Raw genomic sequence first — 18,014 nt, 5'->3', positions numbered from 1 at the left:
GTTCGCTTTGCGCGCCGTAGTACACTTGCGCGCCGCGCGGGCGTCGCGGGCGCCCGCGGCAGCAAGACCCGGTGCGCCGCACCGCCCGCAAGCCCGCAACGTTGACAAGAACAGGCTGCAATCCATGAACGATACGCCCTCAAGGCTGCCGCTCAACCGTGGCGCGATCCTGCTGCTGATCGTCGCGCTCGCCGTGATCTGGTTCCTTCCGCTTGGCTGGCGCCATCTGCTGCCCAGCGACGAAGGCCGCTACGCCGAAATGGCGCGCGAGATGCTCGCGTCCGGCGACTGGATCACGCCGCGCTATAACGGCTACAAGTATTTCGAGAAACCGCCGCTGCAAACCTGGATGAACGCGCTCACCTTCGCGTGGTTCGGGATCGGCGAGTGGCAGGCGCGCCTCTATACGGCGCTCACGGGCTTCGCGGGTGTGCTGCTGATCGGCTATACCGGCGCACGCGTGTTCAACGCGGCCACGGGCTTCTTCGCCGCACTGGTGCTCGCCTGCGCGCCCTACTGGAACCTGATGGGCCACTTCAACACGCTCGACATGGGCCTGTCTTTCTGGATGGAACTGTCGCTGTGCGGGCTGTTGCTGGCGCAGCGCCCGAACCTGCTCGCCCGCGACGCGCGCCTGTGGATGTGGGTTTGCTGGGGCGCGATGGCGCTGGCCGTGCTCTCGAAGGGTCTGGTCGGCCTGATCCTGCCAGGCGCGGTGCTGGTGCTCTATACGCTGATCGCGCGCGACTGGGCGCTCTGGAAGCGCCTCTACCTGGTGAGCGGCCTGATCGTGTTCTTCGCGATCGTCTCGCCGTGGTTCATCCTCGTGCAGCAGCGCAACCCCGAATTCTTTAACTTCTTTTTCATTGTCCAGCAGTTCCAGCGCTATCTCACGCCTGCGCAGAACCGCCCCGGCCCGTTCTACTACTTCATTCCGGTGTTGCTGGTGGGCTTCCTGCCGTGGCTATCGGTCAGCGTGCAGAGCGTGCGTCACGCGCTGCGCACGCCGCGCCAGCCCAACGGCTTCGCGCCCGTCACGCTGATGCTGGTGTGGACCGCGTTCATCTTCCTGTTCTTTAGCGCCTCGCACTCGAAGCTGATTTCGTACGTGCTGCCGATCGCCCCGCCGCTCGCCCTCGTGATCGGCCTGTATTTGCCGCTGATGACGCGCAAGCAATGGACGCGCCATCTGATCGGCTATGCGCTGTTCGCCGTCGCGCTGATGGCAGGTTCCTTCGTGCTCACGCGCCTGGGCGATTCGCGTAATCCGAATGCGCTCTATCGCGAATTCCAGGTCTGGGTGTTCGCCGCAGCCGCCGTCGCTTTTATCGCGACCATGGTGGGCCTGCGCTTCGCGCGCGCCAGAAGCACGCCGCAGACGGGCGCGCAGTCGCCCGCGCTCGCGCTGGGCGCCGCCTGGCTGCTGCTTGCGACCATCGCCGGCACGGGCCACGATGTGTTCGGCACGCTCAGCTCGGGCGCGCCGCTCGCGCCGGCCGTGCGCTCGGCCATCGCCAGATTGCCGGCCGATACGCCGTTCTACTCGGTGGGCGTACTCGATCACACCTTGCCGTTCTACGTACGCCATTCGATGACGATGGTGCAGGTCACCGACGAATTGGCCTTCGGCATCAGCGAAGAACCGCAAAAATGGGTGCCGACCGTCGCCGAATGGGAGCAGCGCTGGAAAGACGAGCGCTATGCGCTTGCGCTCCTGCCCGTGCAGCGCTACGACGAACTCGCCGCGCAAGGCTTCCCGATGCAGGTGATCGCACGCGACATGCGTCGCGTGGTGGTGGAAAAGCCGCAACCCTGAGGGTGTTCGGGCGCCCGCCAGACCGTGTGCCGATCGCGCCCCGCACTTGAGCGATAATGCGGGGCGCTGACGCAGATGCACGCTTGCGCCGATCCCTGCCGCGCGGTCAGGGGCGCGAACATCCGCCCCTGATTCGCGTTACCGATTGAACCCATCCAACACGATGAATCCGATTTCCCTGATCTGCATCCTCGCCGGCGTCGGCCTGAATGCCTGCGCGCAACTGTTGCTCAAAGCCGGTGTCAATGGCGTTGGACACTTCGAATTCACCCGTGCGAACATCCTGCCCATTGGCTGGAAACTCGCTACGCAGTTGCCGATCATCGGCGGCCTGACCTGCTATGTGTTCAGCGTGGTCGTGTGGATCGTCGGCCTGTCGCGCGTGGACGTGTCGATTGCCTACCCGATGCTCTCGCTCGGTTACGTGGTCAACGCTTTCGCGGCGTGGTATCTGTTCGGCGAAGTGCTGAGCATCCAGCGCCTTGTCGGTATCGGCATCATCCTGATCGGCGTGGTCGTGCTCGCGCGCAGTTGAACGCGACGCAGCTTTCACCACTCGATGCATAAGCAGTTCGCAAGGCGGGCCTGGGATCTCCCGGTCATCCTTGCGCTTCCCGCGAATGCCGCCGGAACCCTACCCGGCCCCGTGCGGCTCTCGCGCTGTATCCGACCATCCCAGACGTTCTGATCCATAAAGCACTCATGACCCAGACACCTGCCTCGTTCCTGCCGTTCGTGAAGCCCGAAATCGACGAAGAAACCATTGCGGGCGTCGTCGACGTGCTGCGCTCGGGCTGGATCACCACCGGCCCGCAGAACCAGGCTTTCGAAGCCGCGCTGTCCGAATACTGCGGCGGCCGTCCGGTACGCACCTTCAATTCGGGCACGGCCACGCTGGAAATCGGTCTGCGCATCGCGGGCGTCGGTCCCGGCGACGAAGTCATCACCACGCCGGCCTCGTGGGTGTCCACCAGCAACGTGATCTACGAAGTGGGCGCGACGCCGGTTTTCGCCGATATCGACCCCATCACGCGCAACATCGACCTCGACAAGCTCGAAGCCGCCATCACGCCGAAGACCAAGGCCATCATTCCCGTGTTCCTGACCGGCCTGCCGGTGGACATGGACCGCCTCTACGAGATCGCCCGCCAGCACAAGCTGCGCGTGATCGAAGATGCGGCGCAGGCGTTCGGCGCGAGCTGGAACGGCAAGCGCATCGGCGAGATCGGCGACATCGTCTCGTTCAGCTTCCACGCCAACAAGAACCTGACGTCGATCGAAGGCGGCGCGCTGGTGCTCAATAACGAGGACGAGGCCGAACTGGCGCGCAAGTACCGCCTGCAGGGCATCACGCGCACCGGCCACGACGGCATGGACTGCGACGTGCTCGGCGGCAAGTACAATCTCACGGATGTGGCAGCGCGCGTGGGTCTCGGCCAGCTCAAGCACATCGAACGCTTCACGGAGCAGCGCCGCAAGCTCGCGCATGCATACTTCACGGGCTTCGAAGGCAGCGCCGCCGTGAAGCTGGGCGTGGGCCTGCCGTTGGCGGACTTCGTCAACAGCAACTGGCATATGTTCCAGATCACGCTGCCGCTGGAGAAGCTCACGATCAGCCGCAACGATTTCATGGAGCAGCTCAAGCAGCGCGGCATCGGCACGGGCGTGCACTACCCGGCGATCCACCTGTTCACGCTGTATCGCGAGCGCGGTTTCAAGGCGGGCATGTTCCCGCACGCGGAGCGTCTGGGCGAAACCACGCTCACGCTGCCGCTGTTTACGCAGATGAGCGTCGCCGACGTGGCCCGCGTGTGCCGCGCCGTCGACGAAGTCTGCACGCAGTTCGCCAGGTAGGTTGCCCGGCCGTTTTCCCGGTCGTTTGCAAAGTAATACGCGCAGTAATAAACGCGAGGGCGCGGGCGCTGTTCGCTCAATCGCCCTCGCCGGGGCGACCTTACACTGTCGCGCATCCGGTAATACCCCACGCATCACCCCAACGGAAAAGACGCACACATGAGTCAAACGGAACAACGCACCTTGACCCCGGAAACGCCGGAAGTCTCGGTCATCATTCCGGTCTACAACGAGGAAGCCGGCCTGAAGGCGCTGTTCGAGCGCCTCTACCCGGCGCTCGACAAGCTCGGCACCTCGTACGAAGTCATCTTCATCAACGACGGCAGCCGCGACCGCTCGGCCGCGATGCTCGCCGAGCAGTTCCGCGCGCGCCCGGACACCACGCGCGCGATCCTGCTCAACGGCAACTACGGCCAGCACATGGCGATTCTCGCGGGCTTCGAACAGTCGCGCGGCGAGATCGTCATCACGCTCGACGCTGACCTGCAGAATCCGCCCGAGGAAATCGGCAAGCTGGTCGAGAAGATGCGCGAAGGCTACGACTACGTCGGCACGATTCGCATGCAGCGTCAGGACAGCCTGTGGCGCCGCAAGGCCTCGCAGGCCATGAACCGCCTGCGCGAGCGCATCACCCGCATCAAGATGACGGACCAGGGCTGCATGCTGCGCGCCTACAACCGTCACATCATCGACACGATCAACCGTTGCGGCGAAATCAATACCTTCATTCCGGCGCTCGCCTATACGTTCGCGCAAAACCCGGTGGAAGTGGATGTGGCGCACGAGGAGCGTTTCGCGGGCGAGTCGAAGTACTCGCTCTATAGCCTCATTCGCCTGAACTTCGACCTCGTGACCGGCTTCTCGGTCGTGCCGCTGCAATGGCTGTCGTTCATCGGCGTGATTCTGTCGCTGGGCTCGGCGGGACTGTTCCTGCTGCTGCTGATTCGCCGCTTCGTGCTGGGCGCGGAAGTTCAAGGCGTGTTCACGCTGTTCGCCATCACGTTCTTCATGCTGGGCGTGATCATCTTCGCGCTGGGGCTGCTGGGCGAATACATCGGCCGCATCTATCAGCAGGTGCGCGCGCGTCCGCGTTATCTGGTGCAGACGATCCTGGAAGAGCGCAACGGCCGCACCGTCGTCGATGTGCCGCGCCAGGACGTGGTGCAAGGCGTGCAGGCGTCGCTCGCGATCGGCAACGTCAGCGCCCAGAACGACGCGCAATCCGGAGCCCAATCATGAAACCGCGCGCAGTCGTCTTCGCGTATCACAACGTCGGCGTGCGCTGCCTGCAGGTGCTGCTCGCGCGGGGCGTGGACGTGGCGCTGGTCGTCACGCACGAAGACAGCCCGAGCGAGAACATCTGGTTCGGCAGCGTGAGGTCGGTGGCGCAGGAACACGGCATCGACGTCATTACCCCCGCCGATCCGAAGAGCGCCGAACTGCGCGAGGCCGTGAGCGCGGCGCAGCCCGATTTCATCTTCTCGTTCTACTACCGCCACATGCTGCCGGTGGACCTGCTCGCGCTGGCCGCGCGCGGCGCGTACAACATGCACGGCTCGCTGCTGCCGAAGTACCGCGGCCGCGTGCCCACCAACTGGGCCGTCATCAAGGGCGAAACCGAAACCGGCGCGACGCTGCACGAAATGGCCGCCAAACCGGACGCGGGCGCGATCATCGCGCAAACGCCGGTGCCGATCCTGCCCGACGACACAGCCGCGATGGTGTTCGACAAGGTGACGGTGGCCGCCGAGCAGACGCTCTGGCGCGTGCTGCCCGCGCTGATCGCAGGCGAAGCGCCGCATCTGCCCAACGATCTCGCGCACGGCAGCTACTACGGCGGGCGCAAGCCCGAGGACGGGCGTCTGGACTTCTCGCACAGCGCGCAGGACGTCTACAACCTGATCCGCGCGCTCGCGCCGCCCTATCCGGGGGCGTTTGTCGACATCGGCGAACATCGCTTCGTGATTGCCCGTGCGCGCCTCGTGCGCCCCGGCACGCCTGAAGCCGAAAAAGTGCGCGCCCTCGCCGGATTGCCCGCGGGCATCCACGTAAGCGATAATGCGTTTTTCGCCCTCTGCGGCGACGGCCGCGCCATCGCGATTCACGAACTGCGGCATGCGCCCAATCAAGCCGTAGGCGGTCAAGAGACCGTCATCACGCCTGCCGCGTTCTCCGACCTCATTTCATCTGTCCCTCGTCCATGAAAAAAGTTCTGATCCTGGGTGTCAATGGCTTTATCGGCCATCACCTGTCCAAGCGCATCCTCGAGACCACGAACTGGGAAGTGTTCGGCATGGACATGCAGACGGACCGCCTCGGCGATCTGGTCAAGCATGAGCGCATGCACTTCTTCGAAGGCGACATCACGATCAACAAGGAATGGGTCGAATACCACGTCAAGAAGTGCGACGTGATCCTTCCGCTGGTCGCCATCGCTACGCCCGCCACCTACGTGCAGCAGCCGCTGCGCGTGTTCGAACTCGACTTCGAGGCGAACCTGCCAATCGTGCGTTCGGCCGTGAAGTACGGCAAGCACCTGGTCTTCCCGTCGACTTCCGAGGTCTACGGCATGTGTTCGGACGAGCAGTTCGACCCGGACGCATCGGCCCTCACCTACGGCCCGATCAACAAGCCGCGCTGGATCTACGCGTGCTCGAAGCAGTTGATGGACCGCGTGATCTGGGGTTACGGCATGGAAGGCCTGAACTTCACGCTGTTCCGTCCGTTCAACTGGATCGGCCCGGGCCTCGACTCGATCTACACGCCGAAGGAAGGTTCGTCGCGCGTCGTGACGCAGTTCCTCGGCCACATCGTGCGCGGCGAGAACATCAGCCTCGTCGACGGCGGCGCGCAAAAGCGTGCCTTCACCGATATCGACGACGGCATCGGCGCGCTGATGAAGATCATCGAGAACAAGGATGGCGTCGCCTCGGGCAAGATCTTCAACATCGGCAACCCGACCAACAACTTCTCGGTGCGCGAACTCGCGCACAAGATGCTGGCGCTGGCCGCCGAGTTCCCGGAATACGCGGAAACGGCCAAGAAAGTCCAGCTCGTAGAAACCTCGTCGGGTGCCTACTACGGCGCGGGCTACCAGGACGTGCAGAACCGCGTGCCAAAGATCGACAACACCATGCAGGAACTCGGCTGGGCGCCCAAGTCGACCTTCGACGAAGCGCTGCGCAAGATTTTCGAGGCGTACCGCGGCCATGTCGCCGAAGCACGTGCGCTCGTCGAGCAAGCGTAAAGCGAAGGACCTCGCCTCTTGGCCCGCATCGTCCTGAAAATCGACGTCGACACGCTGCGCGGCACGCGTGAAGGCGTGCCGAATCTCGCGCGCATCTTCGATCGCTACAAGGCGCGCGCGACCTTCCTGTTCAGCCTCGGCCCGGATCACACCGGCTGGGCGCTGCGCCGGGTGTTCCGTCCGGGCTTCCTGAAGAAGGTCTCGCGCACTTCAGTGGTCGAGCACTACGGCGTGAAGCAGCTGATGTACGGCGTGCTGCTGCCGGGGCCGGATATCGGCGTCGAAGCGGCTTCGCAAATGCGCGCGATCCACGAGGCCGGTTTCGAGTGCGGCATCCACACGTGGGATCACGTCTACTGGCAGGACAACGTGCGCACGCGCGACGCGCAGTGGACCGCGCGTCAGATGCAGAAGAGCCATGACCGCTTCGAGCGCATCTTCGGCACGGCCCCCGTCACGCACGGTGCGGCAGGCTGGCAGATGAACGAAAGCGCGTTCGAGCAGATCGACGCCTGGGGCATGCGGTACGCCTCGGACGGGCGCGGGCATTCGCCCTACCGCCCGGTCGTGAACGGCCGCACGCTCAACCATGTGCAGATGCCCACCACGCTGCCCACGCTCGACGAAGTGCTGGGCGTGGACGGCGTGGACATCGACACTGTGGCCGCGTGGATGCTCAAGCGCACGGAAAACAATCCGCACGACCAGGTCTTCACGCTGCACGCCGAACTCGAAGGCCAGAAGCTCGCGCCGGTGTTCGAACAACTGCTCGCCGGCTGGCGCGCCCAGGGCCACACGTTTGCCACGATGGGCGACTATCATGCGACGCTGGACCCGGATTCGCTGCCATCGTACCCTGTCACCTGGGGCGAGATTGCCGGCCGCTCCGGCCAGTTGATCATCCAGCCCGACTAAAAGCCGCCGCCCGCGCCCGCCGGGCGGCACGCCGTTTTGGCGATGCCTGCGAGGACGCCTGCCCGCGTTACACTGCGCCCCCGCCCTCACGGCATCCGCCCGCCAATAACAAAGGGAGTGCCACGTGCCTGACGTGACCATTGCAGTCGACCAACCCGTTCCCGATTTCACCGCGCCCGCCACCGGCGGCGACTTCACGCTCTCCAGCCTGAAAGGCAAGAAAGTCGTGCTGTACTTCTATCCGAAGGACAACACACCAGGCTGCACGCGCGAAGGCATGGAGTTCCGCGACCTCTTTCCGAAGTTCAAGAAAGCGGGCGCGACTATCGTCGGCGTCTCGCGCGACAGCGTGCGCTCGCACGAAAACTTCAAGACCAAGCTCGAACTGCCGTTTACTCTGGTATCGGATGCCGACGAAGCGCTCTGCTCGCTCTTCAACGTCATCAAAATGAAGAAAATGTATGGCAAAGAAGTACGTGGAATCGAACGCTCCACGTTCCTCATCGACGCCGACGGCGTGCTGCGCCAGGAGTGGCGCGGACTGAAAGTGCCGGGCCATGTCGACGAGGTTCTGGAGGCTGTACAAGCGCTGTGAGGCGCGTTATATTGGGCTGCAATGAGTGCCTGTCCACCCCATATTTTGTCGCGTTTTCCTGTCCCTGCGCGGTGTTTCGAACGGTCACTGGATGACCGCACCGGCGCATTCGGGCAACGCGCCATCAGAGCAGTGAAGCCGCTTGCCTCGTCAGTCGGGGCGGCGGCTTTTTTGTTGGTTTTTTCGGATTTCACACTCACCACGTTGCGCCGGCCCGGCAAACCGGTGCGCGTCAACGTCAAGGAGCCGATCGAAAACCAGGCGAACCGGCATTTTCAGACCTGAGCGCGCACCCTGCGCGGTCACGGCGGACGACCTATCCGGCAGTCCGCACGTACCGCCCGAAAGCGCACCTTACTGGGTAACCCCGGACCACTCGACCCGATTTTTTCGAGGGACACCATGCCTTTGCCTACTCCCCCCAGCAAGCTCGGCAACCTGCTGCCGCCCGAGGAATACAAGACGCGTGCGCGCACCACGCGCAGCACGCGTAAAGCGGCGAGCGAAAACGACGCCGCCGATGTCGACTTCGGCGCGGAAAGCGTCGCCGAACCCATGACGCCCGCGGCCAACGCATCGACCACGCTGCGCACCGTGCCGCTGCCTTCCGCCAGCGCGGAACTCGCGGCGCTTGAGCCCGTGGCGCCCGCACCCTCCACACGCAAGCGCAAGCAGCAGACCGCGGCGCTCCTGCAGCCCATCCAGGCGCGCGAAGAATCGCAAGCCGATGCCTCCGCCGCCGAAGCCCCGGCTACGCCGGTTGCGCGCAGCGGCAGCAAACCCGCTTCCGCGAAAGCCACCGGCGGCGCGGCGGCACCAGCCACGCGCGGCAGCACGAAAAAGCGCGTGCATCCGGAAGAAAGCGTCGAAGTGCAAAAGCTCTTCGTACTCGACACCAACGTGCTGATGCACGATCCGACCTGCCTGTTCCGCTTCGAGGAACACGACGTCTATCTGCCGATGATGACGTTGGAAGAACTCGACAACCACAAGAAGGGCATGTCGGAAGTCGCGCGCAATGCGCGTCAGGTGAGCCGCACGCTCGATCAGCTGGTTGCCAACGCCGGCTCGATCTCGGAAGGCATTTCGCTTGCCCGTCTGGGTAGCCGCGAAGCGCTTGGCCGTCTGTACTTCCAGACCACGCTCACGCATATCGATCCGGTCGACGGCCTGCCCGAAGGCAAGGCCGACAACCAGATCCTCGGCGTGGTGCGCGCGCTGCAGCGCGACCGGCCCGACCGCCTCGTCGTGCTGGTGTCGAAAGACATCAACATGCGTATCAAGGCGCATGCGCTCGGGCTGCCCGCCGAAGACTACTTCAACGACCAGGTTCTGGAAGACAAGGACCTGTTGTACTCGGGCATCCGTGCGCTGTCGCAGGACTTCTGGGCCAGGCACGCCAAGGGCATGGAATCCTGGCAGGACACCAAGACCGGCACCACGTACTACCGCGTGACCGGCCCGGAATGTCTGTCGATGCTGGTGAACGAGTTCGTCTATCTGGAACCGCAGAACGGCGAGCCGGCGTTCCACGCCATCGTGCGCGAACTCAACGGCAAGACGGCGCTGCTGCAGACGCTGCGCGACTACGGCCACCACAAGAACAATGTGTGGGGCATCACGGCGCGCAACCGCGAGCAGAATTTCGCACTGAACCTGCTGATGAACCCGGATTGCGACTTCGTCACGCTGCTCGGCCAGGCCGGCACGGGCAAGACGCTCGTCGCACTCGCGGCGGGTCTGGCCCAGGTGCTGGACGACAAGCGCTACAACGAGATCATCGTGACGCGCGCGACGGTGCCGGTCGGCGAGGACATCGGCTTCCTGCCGGGTACGGAAGAGGAAAAGATGCAGCCGTGGATGGGCGCCTTCGACGATAACCTCGAAGTGCTCCAGAAAACGGACGATGCCGCCGGCGAATGGGGCCGCGCCGCGACCCAGGAGCTGATCCGCTCGCGTCTGAAGGTCAAGAGCATGAACTTCATGCGCGGCCGCACCTTCGTGGACAAGTACCTCATCATCGACGAGGCGCAGAACCTGACCCCCAAGCAGATGAAGACGCTGGTTACGCGTGCGGGTCCGGGCACCAAGATCGTGTGTCTGGGCAATATCGCGCAGATCGATACGCCGTATCTGACCGAAGGCAGCTCGGGGCTGACTTATGTGGTCGACCGCTTCAAGGGCTGGGCGCATAGCGGCCACGTGACGCTGGCGCGCGGTGAACGCTCGCGCCTGGCCGATTACGCTTCGGACATTCTCTAACGCCTGATAGCGCAATAACGGACGGCGCAGACCATCGCGCCAGCCGCACCCAAAGGACCGTTTCCGGGCAGCTGGATACGGTCCTTTTTTCATGGGTGCGCGCTTTTCAGACGTACCGCGCCCGCAACGGTTGGCGCGCGAAGTTCAAGTAAGTTGTGAAGAATTCTTGCCGAAGCACGCTGCGGCGGGCTACCATCGGCAAATTAACGGTTTTCCCCAATGGCGCACGCCCCGCGTTCGCCTGGTGCATTTCATGCGGCGACTCTGGCTGGCGTTACTGATCGTGGTCTTTCTTGCGGCGTGTTCGAGCGCCCCGCAGAAGGTATCGCGCAGCGGTGGCTCGAACGCCGGCTACGCATGGCGCACCCAACCCCCGGGCTTTCCCAATTTCGTCGATCACAGCGTCGGGCGCGAGGAAATCTCGATCCAGGCGATGGGACTGGTCGGCATTCCCTATCGCTGGGGCGGGAATACGCCCGATAGCGGCTTCGACTGCAGCGGCCTCGTGAAGTACGTGTTCGCGCGCGCGGCATCGGAAGACCTGCCGCGCACCACGCTTGACATGAGCCAGCGCGGCGAGGAGATCGAACCCGATCAGATCGCGGCGGGAGACCTCGTGTTCTTCAACACCACCGGACGGCCCCACTCCCATGTGGGCATTTACGTGGGCAAGCTGCGCTTCGTGAACGCACCTTCGACCGGCGGCACGGTGCGGCTCGACTATCTGACTAATCCTTATTGGGCGAAGCATTTCGACGGCATCCGTCGGCTCGCGCCCGCGAAACGCGCGCCCGCGCCGTTCGACGCGCCGACTTACGAAGCTGCCACGCCTGCGCAGCGTGCACCGGTGGTGGCCGCCGCGGCACCTGCGCTTACACCGGCTATCGCGCCCGCCGCAGCCAATGCTTACGCTACGACGACAGCGCCGGCGCCCATTGCGCAGAATCGTCTGCCGAGCGTTGCGCAACCGGCCTATGCGAACAGCACCGCCACCGCCGACGCCTTCGAGCCGCCGCCATCCGCCATGAGTGCTGCGCAGACCCAGGCCCGGAACGCGGGCGCCGTTGCAACGACGGCAACGGCGGCTTCCGCAGACGCGCCACGCGACGCCATCGACGCCGCCGCCGATGCGTTCGAACCGCCGCCCCCCGCTTTCAGTGCGGCGCAGCGGCAGGCTGCCCAGGCCGGTTCCACGCCCATCGAGTCCGGTCAGTCGCCGCAGCCCGTGCAGATCATGCGCGCCTCGACGGCGGGCAGCGGCTCGCCCGCACCCACGCAGTCAAGCGACGACCCCATCGCCCGGTTCGCCAACGGCTCGTTCTGAGCGCCGCTGCAAGCCACGGCGTAGCCTGCTCTGCCTGGCCGGACGGCCAACGTCGGGCCACGGCGGTTTCCCCCACCCGGTGGGTCTGCTATGGTTTTGGTGCCGTTTTCACTTTTCAATCCCAGGCGCAGCGAGGCAGCGATGGATCTCGGACTCGGTAACAAGGTGGTGCTGGTGACGGGCGGCAGCAAGGGCATTGGCCTCGCCTGTGCCCGCGCGTTTGCCAGAGAAGGGGCGCGTGTCGCGATCGTCTCGCGCGACCCCGCCAATCTGGCGCGCGCGCGCGAACAACTGGGCAGCGAAGGCCTGCACGTCCATCTCACCCGTGCGGATCTGCGCGAACCGCACAGCGCCGCTGACATCGTCGAAGAAGTTTCAACGGCAGTCGGCCCGATCGACATTCTCGTCAACAGTTCGGGCGCTGCGCGCCGCTATGACCCGGAAGCGCTCGACGCGGATGCCTTCAAGGCCACGATGGAGGCGAAGTACTTTCCGTATATCTACCCGCAGCAGGAAGTGCTGCGCCGCATGGTGGAGCGCGCCAAGGCGGCAAAGGCCGCGGGCGAAGACAAGGAACCGGGCACGATCGTCAACATCATCGGCATGGGCGGCAAGTACGCGAGCGATATCCACATCGCGGGCGGTGCTGCCAATGCGGCGCTGATGCTCGCCACGGTGGGGCTCGCACACTATCACGCGCGCTACGGCATTCGCATCAACGCGATCAATCCGGGCGCGACGCTCACGGAGCGTCTGCAGGAAGCCCTGCAACTTGAAGCGGGACGCGAAGGCGTGAGTGCCGACGAAGCACTCTCACGTGGCGAAGCGAAAGTGCCGCTCGGGCGCTATGCGAAACCCGAGGAAATCGCCGACGTCGCGCTCTTTCTGGCAAGCCGCCGCGCCAGCTATGTAACAGGTGCGATCGTGCCGATGGACGGTTGCGCAACGCCGATCATCTGATTTCAGACCTGCGGCCAAAAAGAAAACGGCGCCCGAGGGCGCCGTTGAGAGACTGATCTACCGCTGCCGGCGTCACATCAGCCGGTGACCGATCCACCACCCCGCTGCAGCGAGCGTGGCCGAAGCCGGGATCGTCAGCACCCAGGCCCAGACGATGTTGCCCGCGACGCCCCAGCGCACGGCGCTGAGCTTTTGCGTCGCGCCCACGCCGACGATGGCGCCGGTGATGGTATGCGTGGTGGATACCGGAATGCCCAGCCACGAGGCGGTAAAGAGCGTCAGCGCCCCACCCGCTTCGGCGCAGAAACCGCCCACCGGCTTGAGCTTGGTGATCTTCTGCCCCATCGTGCGCACGATGCGCCAGCCGCCAAACAGCGTGCCGACACCCATCGACAGATAGCAGCCGCCGATCACCCAGATGGGCGGCGCATCCGAACCGATCGCCGAGTAACCCGTGGCGATCAACAGCATCCAGATGATGCCAATGGTCTTCTGCGCGTCGTTGCCGCCGTGGCCCAGGCTATAGAGACCGGCCGAAATCAGCTGCAAGCGCCGGAAGCGCCGGTCCACCTTGCTGGGCGGCGTGCGGAAGTACAGCCACGACACCGTCAGCATGAAGAACGAGCCGAGGATGAAACCCAGCAGCGGCGAGATGAAAATGAACGCCACGGTCTTCATCAGACCGTCGAAATTCAGCGAATGCCAGCCCGATTTGGCCAGCGCCGCGCCCACCAGGCCACCGATCAGCGCGTGCGAGGAGCTCGACGGAATGCCGTAGTACCACGTCAGCACGTTCCAGCCGATCGCACCGATCAGCGCGCCGAACACCACGTAATGATCGACGATATCGGGGTCGATGGTGCCCTTGCCCACCGTCTGCGCCACCTTGAGGTGGAACACGAAATAGGCGATCACGTTGAACATGGCTGCGAACGCCACCGCCTGCTGCGGCTTGAGGACGCCCGTGGACACGACCGTGGCGATGGAATTCGCCGCGTCGTGAAAGCCGTTCATGAAGTCGAAAATGAGGGCGATGGCCACCAGCGTGGCAACCACCCAGAGGGCGAGTTGTATCGATTGCATCGTGGTCCCGCTCAGGCGTTCTCTAGCACGATGCCTTCGATGATGTTCGCGACATCCTCGCACTTGTCCGTGATGGCTTCGAGCAATTCGTAGATCGCCTTCAGCTTGATCAGGTTCTTGACGTCATTTTCCTCGCGGAACAGCTTGGAAATGGCGCTGCGCAGCAGGCGGTCGGCGTCCGATTCCAGGCGGTCGATGTCCTCGCAGGCCTTGAGGATGTCGCGCGCCTGCTTCATGTCGGAGAGCAGTGCAACCGCGGCCTGCACGCGCTCGGCCGTAGCCGTCACCACATGGGCGAGCTGGCTGGCTTCAGCGGTGACCGCCTGAACGTCGTACAGCGAGATGGCGGTGGCCACGTCCTCCATGAGGTCGAGGCAGTCGTCCATCGTGGTGATGAGCTTGTGGATCTCGTCGCGATCGAGCGGCGTGATGAAAGTCTTGTGCAGCAGGTCAATCGCTTCGTGCGTGAGCTTGTCGGCGGCCTTTTCGGCGGCCTGTACATTCTGCTTGTGGACTTCCGCGTCCGCCAGATTGTCGATCACGAGCTCGAGTTCACGGCTGGCAGAAACGATGCACTTCGCGTGCGCATTGAAAATTTCGAAGAACTTGCCTTCGGTAGGCATGAATCGACCGAACATTGGAATCCCGGTAATTGGTCTCGAATTGCCGTCACAAAACGGCAAGATGGCCGTCATAAAACGGCAACATTGTAACGGTACGGGCGGGAGGCCGCACTGATCCGGGGACACCCGAGCGGCATTTGCGCCACTATGGCGCAAGTACCCGGGTCCCGGCTTGACTCCACGTCAATTTTCCTGCGTAGCTGCAACTCACTCGCCGTAGAAGTTCTGCGCTCCGGCAAAGTTGTCGAACTTCGTGTATTGACCATGGAACGTGAGGCGTACAGGCCCGATCGGCCCGTTACGCTGTTTGCCGATGATGATTTCGGCGGTGCCCTTGTCGGGGCTGTCGGGGTTGTACACTTCGTCGCGGTAAATGAACAGGATGACGTCCGCGTCCTGTTCGATAGCGCCCGATTCGCGCAGGTCGGACATCACCGGACGCTTGTTGGGACGCTGCTCAAGGCCACGATTGAGCTGCGAGAGCGCAATCACGGGCACATCGAGTTCCTTCGCGAGGCTCTTGAGCGAACGCGAAATTTCGGAAATTTCGGTCGCGCGGTTCTCACCGCTGCCCGAGCCGCTCATGAGCTGCAGATAGTCGATGATGATGAGGCCGAGCTTGCCGCACTGGCGCGACAGACGCCGCGCGCGCGAGCGCAGTTCCATCGGATTCAGACCGCCGGTTTCATCGATGAAGATCTGCGCCTCGCTCATTTTCTGCACAGCGTGCGTGAGCTTGGGCCAATCTTCGTCCGTCAGGCGGCCGGTACGCATACGGTGCTGGTCCAGTCGGCCGACCGAACCCAGCATACGCATGATGAGCTGCGTGCCCGGCATTTCCATCGAAAACACCGCCACCGGCAGACCGTACTCCACCGCCACGTATTCGCCGACGTTCATCGAGAACGCCGTCTTACCCATCGACGGGCGGCCCGCCACGATGATGAGTTCGCCGCCGTGCATGCCCGAAGTCATGCGGTCGAGGTCGATGAAGCCGGTGGGCGTGCCCGTCACGTCGCTCGGATTCGCGGTGTGATAAAGCGTATCGATGCGCTCGACCACCTGGGTCAGCAGCGGCCCGATTTCGAGAAAGCCCTGGGTGCCGCGCGCGCCGTCTTCGGCGATCGAAAACACCTTCGCCTCGGCCTCGTCGAGCAGCTGACGCACTTCTTTGCCCTGCGGGTTGAAGGCGTCGGCGGAAATTTCGTCTGCCACCGATACGAGGCGGCGCAGCACCGCGCGGTCGCGCACGATTTCCGCGTAGCGACGGATGTTCGCCGCACTCGGCGTGTTCTGCGCAAGCGCGTTCAGGTAGGCGAGCCCGCCCACGTCCTCCGCCTTGCCCGACGTGCCAAGCGATTCGAACACCGTCACCACGTCAGCCGGACGTGAAGAAGCGATCAGGCGACCGATGTGCTCGTAGATGATGCGGTGATCGTAGCGGTAGAAGTCGCTTTGCGAGAGGAAGTCGGCAATCCGGTCCCAGGCGCCGTTATCCAGCAGCAGGCCGCCGAGTACCGATTGCTCGGCCTCGATCGAATGCGGCGGGACTTTTAGCGACTCGATTTGGGGGTCTTTCGGAGCGTTCATGGAGGGCAATTATCGGGCAGCGGGCGAACGCTCACAAGCGTCAAAAACTGCAAAAGCGCGCAACAAAAAAGGCAGAAGCCCTGCGGCTCCTGCCTTTCCTGTTTGATGCGTCGTACACAGCGAGCAACCCTTGCGGGCCGCCGGCGGCGTGCTTAGGCGTGTTCGCCCAGCACCGACACCGTGACGTCGACGATCACGTCCGTGTGCAGAGCGACCTGCACCGGATGATCGCCAACCATCTTCAGCGGGCCTTCCGGCAGACGCACTTGCATCTTTTCCACTGCGAAGCCAGCCTTCGAGAGGGCTTCAGCGATGTCTGCGTTCGTGACCGAACCGAACAGACGGCCGTCAACACCCGCCTTCTGGCCGATCTGGACGGTCAGGCCATTGAGCTTTTCGCCTTCGGCTTGAGCTGCTGCCAGCTTTTCAGCGGCGGCCTTTTCGAGTTCTGCGCGGCGGACTTCGAATTCAGCGATTGCGTCCTTCGTAGCGCGGCGTGCCTTCTTGTTCGGGATCAGGAAGTTACGTGCGTAACCGTCCTTAACCTTCACGATGTCGCCGAGGTTACCCAGGTTGACGACTTTTTCCAGAAGAATGATCTGCATTCTATTGCTCCTTATCGCGTCGTCTTATTAGGCCTTGTGCTGGTCGGTGTACGGCATCAGCGCGAGGAAACGCGCGCGCTTGATAGCCGTGTCCAGCTGACGCTGATAGTGGGCCTTCGTACCCGTCAGACGTGCCGGCGTGATCTTGCCGTTTTCGCCGATGAAGTCCTTCAGCGTATCGATGTCCTTGTAGTCGATCTGTTCGACGTTTGCAGCCGTGAAGCGGCAGAACTTCTTACGCTTGAAGAGCGGGTTTTGTTGTTGACGACGCTTGTCGAATTTCTTACCAGTCGGGCGGGGCATGATTAGTCCTTTCCTGTGCCTTGCATTTCGGTGATGTGAAACACCAGGGTTCGCGCGTTGCGGTGTTTTTTGGCCAGAAAGCCCGTGAAGAGCGCTTCCACGCCCAGTTCACAACTTTCCACCAGACCGCAGGCCTTGCCGGCCGCTACTGCGGGCATCGTCAGTTCGACGAAGCGGGGAATACCGGCTTCGACGACTTCCGTGCGGTGCTGCAACGTGACGCTGGCAATCGGAACGCCGGCGGGGGTATACCGCACCGCTTCGCGTTCGACGACGCTTGCCGTGAGTTGCAGCCTGTTCACGCAGATAACTTACGTTGGGTGAGCTCGAATCCTGATGGCTTACAAACTTAAGCCTGCGCTTCGGTCGGCTGGGCAGCCGCCTTCTTGGCTTCTTCGCGCTGCACTTCCTTCATCATCGGCGACGGGCCGGTTTCGGCCTTCTTCATCTTGACGATGAGGTGACGCAGAACAGCGTCGTTGAACTTGAACGCGTGTTCCAGTTCGTCGAGCGTGGTCTGGTCGCATTCGATGTTCATGCAGACGTAGTGAGCCTTCGCGAGTTTCTCGATCATGTAGGCCAGTTGGCGACGGCCCCAGTCTTCGATACGGTGGATCTGGCCACCGTGCGACGTGATCGTGCTCTTGTAACGCTCGATCATTGCGGGCACTTGCTCGCTTTGATCGGGATGCACGATAAAGACGATTTCGTAATGACGCATATTCACTCCTTGTGGATTAAAGCCACCCGGGCGTCGGAACCGGTGCGGCAAGTGAGAAGCAGAAGAGTATAGCGCGATAAGGCGGCTCCCGCAACAGGATTGAGCGACTTGCGCGT

Annotated in this window: 19 protein-coding genes; 12 read left to right on the top strand and 7 right to left on the bottom strand. The window is 63.4% G+C overall.

Annotated features, from left to right (window positions below; all coding sequences use genetic code 11):
- Positions 1-124: 124 nt before the first annotated feature.
- The 12 genes from F4827_RS22370 (at position 125) to F4827_RS22315 (ending at position 12,973) form a co-directional block, all read left to right on the top strand.
- Positions 125-1,816 (top strand): glycosyltransferase family 39 protein, encoded by a 1,692-nt coding sequence (locus F4827_RS22370; RefSeq protein ID WP_183727151.1) that lies wholly within the window; start codon positions 125-127, stop codon positions 1,814-1,816.
- A gap of 163 nt (positions 1,817-1,979) precedes the next feature.
- Positions 1,980-2,351: an SMR family transporter gene (locus F4827_RS22365; RefSeq protein WP_027818352.1), complete on the top strand. Its 372-nt coding sequence runs from the start codon at positions 1,980-1,982 to the stop codon at positions 2,349-2,351.
- A 167-nt stretch (positions 2,352-2,518) separates the two neighbouring features.
- Positions 2,519-3,670 carry a DegT/DnrJ/EryC1/StrS aminotransferase family protein gene (locus F4827_RS22360; RefSeq protein ID WP_183727149.1) on the top strand — a complete coding sequence of 384 codons (1,152 nt, stop codon included), beginning with the start codon at positions 2,519-2,521 and terminating at the stop codon, positions 3,668-3,670.
- Between the two features lie 159 nt (positions 3,671-3,829).
- Positions 3,830-4,909 (top strand): glycosyltransferase, encoded by a 1,080-nt coding sequence (locus tag F4827_RS22355; RefSeq protein WP_183727147.1) that lies wholly within the window; start codon positions 3,830-3,832, stop codon positions 4,907-4,909.
- Entirely contained in the window at positions 4,906-5,874 is a 969-nt protein-coding gene (locus F4827_RS22350; RefSeq protein WP_183727145.1) for a formyltransferase, read from the top strand. The genes F4827_RS22355 and F4827_RS22350 overlap by 4 nt, the downstream gene beginning before the upstream one ends.
- A complete protein-coding gene (locus tag F4827_RS22345; protein WP_183727143.1) occupies positions 5,871-6,917 on the top strand; it encodes a bifunctional UDP-4-keto-pentose/UDP-xylose synthase in 1,047 nt (348 codons plus the stop codon). Before F4827_RS22350 ends, F4827_RS22345 begins: the two co-directional genes overlap by 4 nt.
- Positions 6,918-6,935: 18 nt before the next feature.
- Positions 6,936-7,832, top strand: a complete 897-nt coding sequence (locus F4827_RS22340) for a polysaccharide deacetylase family protein (RefSeq protein ID WP_183727141.1) — start codon at positions 6,936-6,938, stop codon at positions 7,830-7,832.
- Positions 7,833-7,965: 133 nt separating this feature from the next.
- Positions 7,966-8,427: a peroxiredoxin gene (locus F4827_RS22335; RefSeq protein ID WP_167066483.1), complete on the top strand. Its 462-nt coding sequence runs from the start codon at positions 7,966-7,968 to the stop codon at positions 8,425-8,427.
- A gap of 132 nt (positions 8,428-8,559) precedes the next feature.
- Positions 8,560-8,712: a hypothetical protein gene (locus tag F4827_RS22330; RefSeq protein WP_183727139.1), complete on the top strand. Its 153-nt coding sequence runs from the start codon at positions 8,560-8,562 to the stop codon at positions 8,710-8,712.
- A gap of 117 nt (positions 8,713-8,829) precedes the next feature.
- On the top strand, positions 8,830-10,689 hold the full coding sequence (locus tag F4827_RS22325) for a PhoH family protein (protein WP_183727137.1): 1,860 nt from the start codon (positions 8,830-8,832) through the stop codon (positions 10,687-10,689).
- A gap of 253 nt (positions 10,690-10,942) precedes the next feature.
- A complete protein-coding gene (locus F4827_RS22320) occupies positions 10,943-12,013 on the top strand; it encodes a C40 family peptidase (RefSeq protein WP_183727135.1) in 1,071 nt (356 codons plus the stop codon).
- Positions 12,014-12,154: 141 nt separating this feature from the next.
- Complete coding sequence (locus F4827_RS22315; RefSeq protein WP_183727133.1) at positions 12,155-12,973, top strand: SDR family oxidoreductase; 819 nt, start codon at positions 12,155-12,157, stop codon at positions 12,971-12,973.
- Between the two features lie 72 nt (positions 12,974-13,045).
- Here F4827_RS22315 and F4827_RS22310 read toward each other — a convergent pair whose 3' ends face one another.
- From F4827_RS22310 to rpsF, 7 genes are all read right to left on the bottom strand, one after another.
- A complete protein-coding gene (locus F4827_RS22310) occupies positions 13,046-14,056 on the bottom strand; it encodes an inorganic phosphate transporter (protein ID WP_183727131.1) in 1,011 nt (336 codons plus the stop codon).
- A gap of 11 nt (positions 14,057-14,067) precedes the next feature.
- A complete protein-coding gene (locus tag F4827_RS22305; protein WP_183727129.1) occupies positions 14,068-14,694 on the bottom strand; it encodes a DUF47 domain-containing protein in 627 nt (208 codons plus the stop codon).
- A 192-nt stretch (positions 14,695-14,886) separates the two neighbouring features.
- A complete protein-coding gene (locus F4827_RS22300; protein WP_167066345.1) occupies positions 14,887-16,269 on the bottom strand; it encodes a replicative DNA helicase in 1,383 nt (460 codons plus the stop codon).
- Between the two features lie 152 nt (positions 16,270-16,421).
- Complete coding sequence (rplI, locus tag F4827_RS22295; protein WP_183727127.1) at positions 16,422-16,874, bottom strand: 50S ribosomal protein L9; 453 nt, start codon at positions 16,872-16,874, stop codon at positions 16,422-16,424.
- 27 nt (positions 16,875-16,901) lie between these two features.
- Positions 16,902-17,177 (bottom strand): 30S ribosomal protein S18, encoded by a 276-nt coding sequence (rpsR, locus tag F4827_RS22290; protein ID WP_027818339.1) that lies wholly within the window; start codon positions 17,175-17,177, stop codon positions 16,902-16,904.
- A gap of 2 nt (positions 17,178-17,179) precedes the next feature.
- A complete protein-coding gene (priB, locus tag F4827_RS22285) occupies positions 17,180-17,479 on the bottom strand; it encodes a primosomal replication protein N (RefSeq protein WP_183727125.1) in 300 nt (99 codons plus the stop codon).
- Between the two features lie 47 nt (positions 17,480-17,526).
- Positions 17,527-17,898: a 30S ribosomal protein S6 gene (rpsF, locus tag F4827_RS22280; RefSeq protein ID WP_027818337.1), complete on the bottom strand. Its 372-nt coding sequence runs from the start codon at positions 17,896-17,898 to the stop codon at positions 17,527-17,529.
- Positions 17,899-18,014: the final 116 nt, after the last annotated feature.

It is taken from the genome of Paraburkholderia bannensis (assembly GCF_014200455.1).
Lineage (GTDB): Bacteria > Pseudomonadota > Gammaproteobacteria > Burkholderiales > Burkholderiaceae > Paraburkholderia > Paraburkholderia bannensis_A.
This window is presented reverse-complemented; position numbering and strand designations above follow the sequence as displayed.

Coding starts and splice junctions, on each gene's coding strand:
- F4827_RS22325 (WP_183727137.1), top strand. CDS start 8,830: ATGCCTTTGCCTACTCCCCCCAGCAAGCTCGGCAACCTGCTGCCGCCC.
- F4827_RS22350 (WP_183727145.1), top strand. CDS start 4,906: ATGAAACCGCGCGCAGTCGTCTTCGCGTATCACAACGTCGGCGTGCGC.
- F4827_RS22310 (WP_183727131.1), bottom strand. CDS start 14,056: ATGCAATCGATACAACTCGCCCTCTGGGTGGTTGCCACGCTGGTGGCC.
- F4827_RS22365 (WP_027818352.1), top strand. CDS start 1,980: ATGAATCCGATTTCCCTGATCTGCATCCTCGCCGGCGTCGGCCTGAAT.
- F4827_RS22360 (WP_183727149.1), top strand. CDS start 2,519: ATGACCCAGACACCTGCCTCGTTCCTGCCGTTCGTGAAGCCCGAAATC.
- rpsR (WP_027818339.1), bottom strand. CDS start 17,177: ATGCCCCGCCCGACTGGTAAGAAATTCGACAAGCGTCGTCAACAACAA.
- F4827_RS22305 (WP_183727129.1), bottom strand. CDS start 14,694: ATGTTCGGTCGATTCATGCCTACCGAAGGCAAGTTCTTCGAAATTTTC.
- F4827_RS22315 (WP_183727133.1), top strand. CDS start 12,155: ATGGATCTCGGACTCGGTAACAAGGTGGTGCTGGTGACGGGCGGCAGC.
- F4827_RS22320 (WP_183727135.1), top strand. CDS start 10,943: ATGCGGCGACTCTGGCTGGCGTTACTGATCGTGGTCTTTCTTGCGGCG.
- F4827_RS22355 (WP_183727147.1), top strand. CDS start 3,830: ATGAGTCAAACGGAACAACGCACCTTGACCCCGGAAACGCCGGAAGTC.
- rpsF (WP_027818337.1), bottom strand. CDS start 17,898: ATGCGTCATTACGAAATCGTCTTTATCGTGCATCCCGATCAAAGCGAG.
- rplI (WP_183727127.1), bottom strand. CDS start 16,874: ATGCAGATCATTCTTCTGGAAAAAGTCGTCAACCTGGGTAACCTCGGC.
- F4827_RS22300 (WP_167066345.1), bottom strand. CDS start 16,269: ATGAACGCTCCGAAAGACCCCCAAATCGAGTCGCTAAAAGTCCCGCCG.
- F4827_RS22345 (WP_183727143.1), top strand. CDS start 5,871: ATGAAAAAAGTTCTGATCCTGGGTGTCAATGGCTTTATCGGCCATCAC.
- F4827_RS22370 (WP_183727151.1), top strand. CDS start 125: ATGAACGATACGCCCTCAAGGCTGCCGCTCAACCGTGGCGCGATCCTG.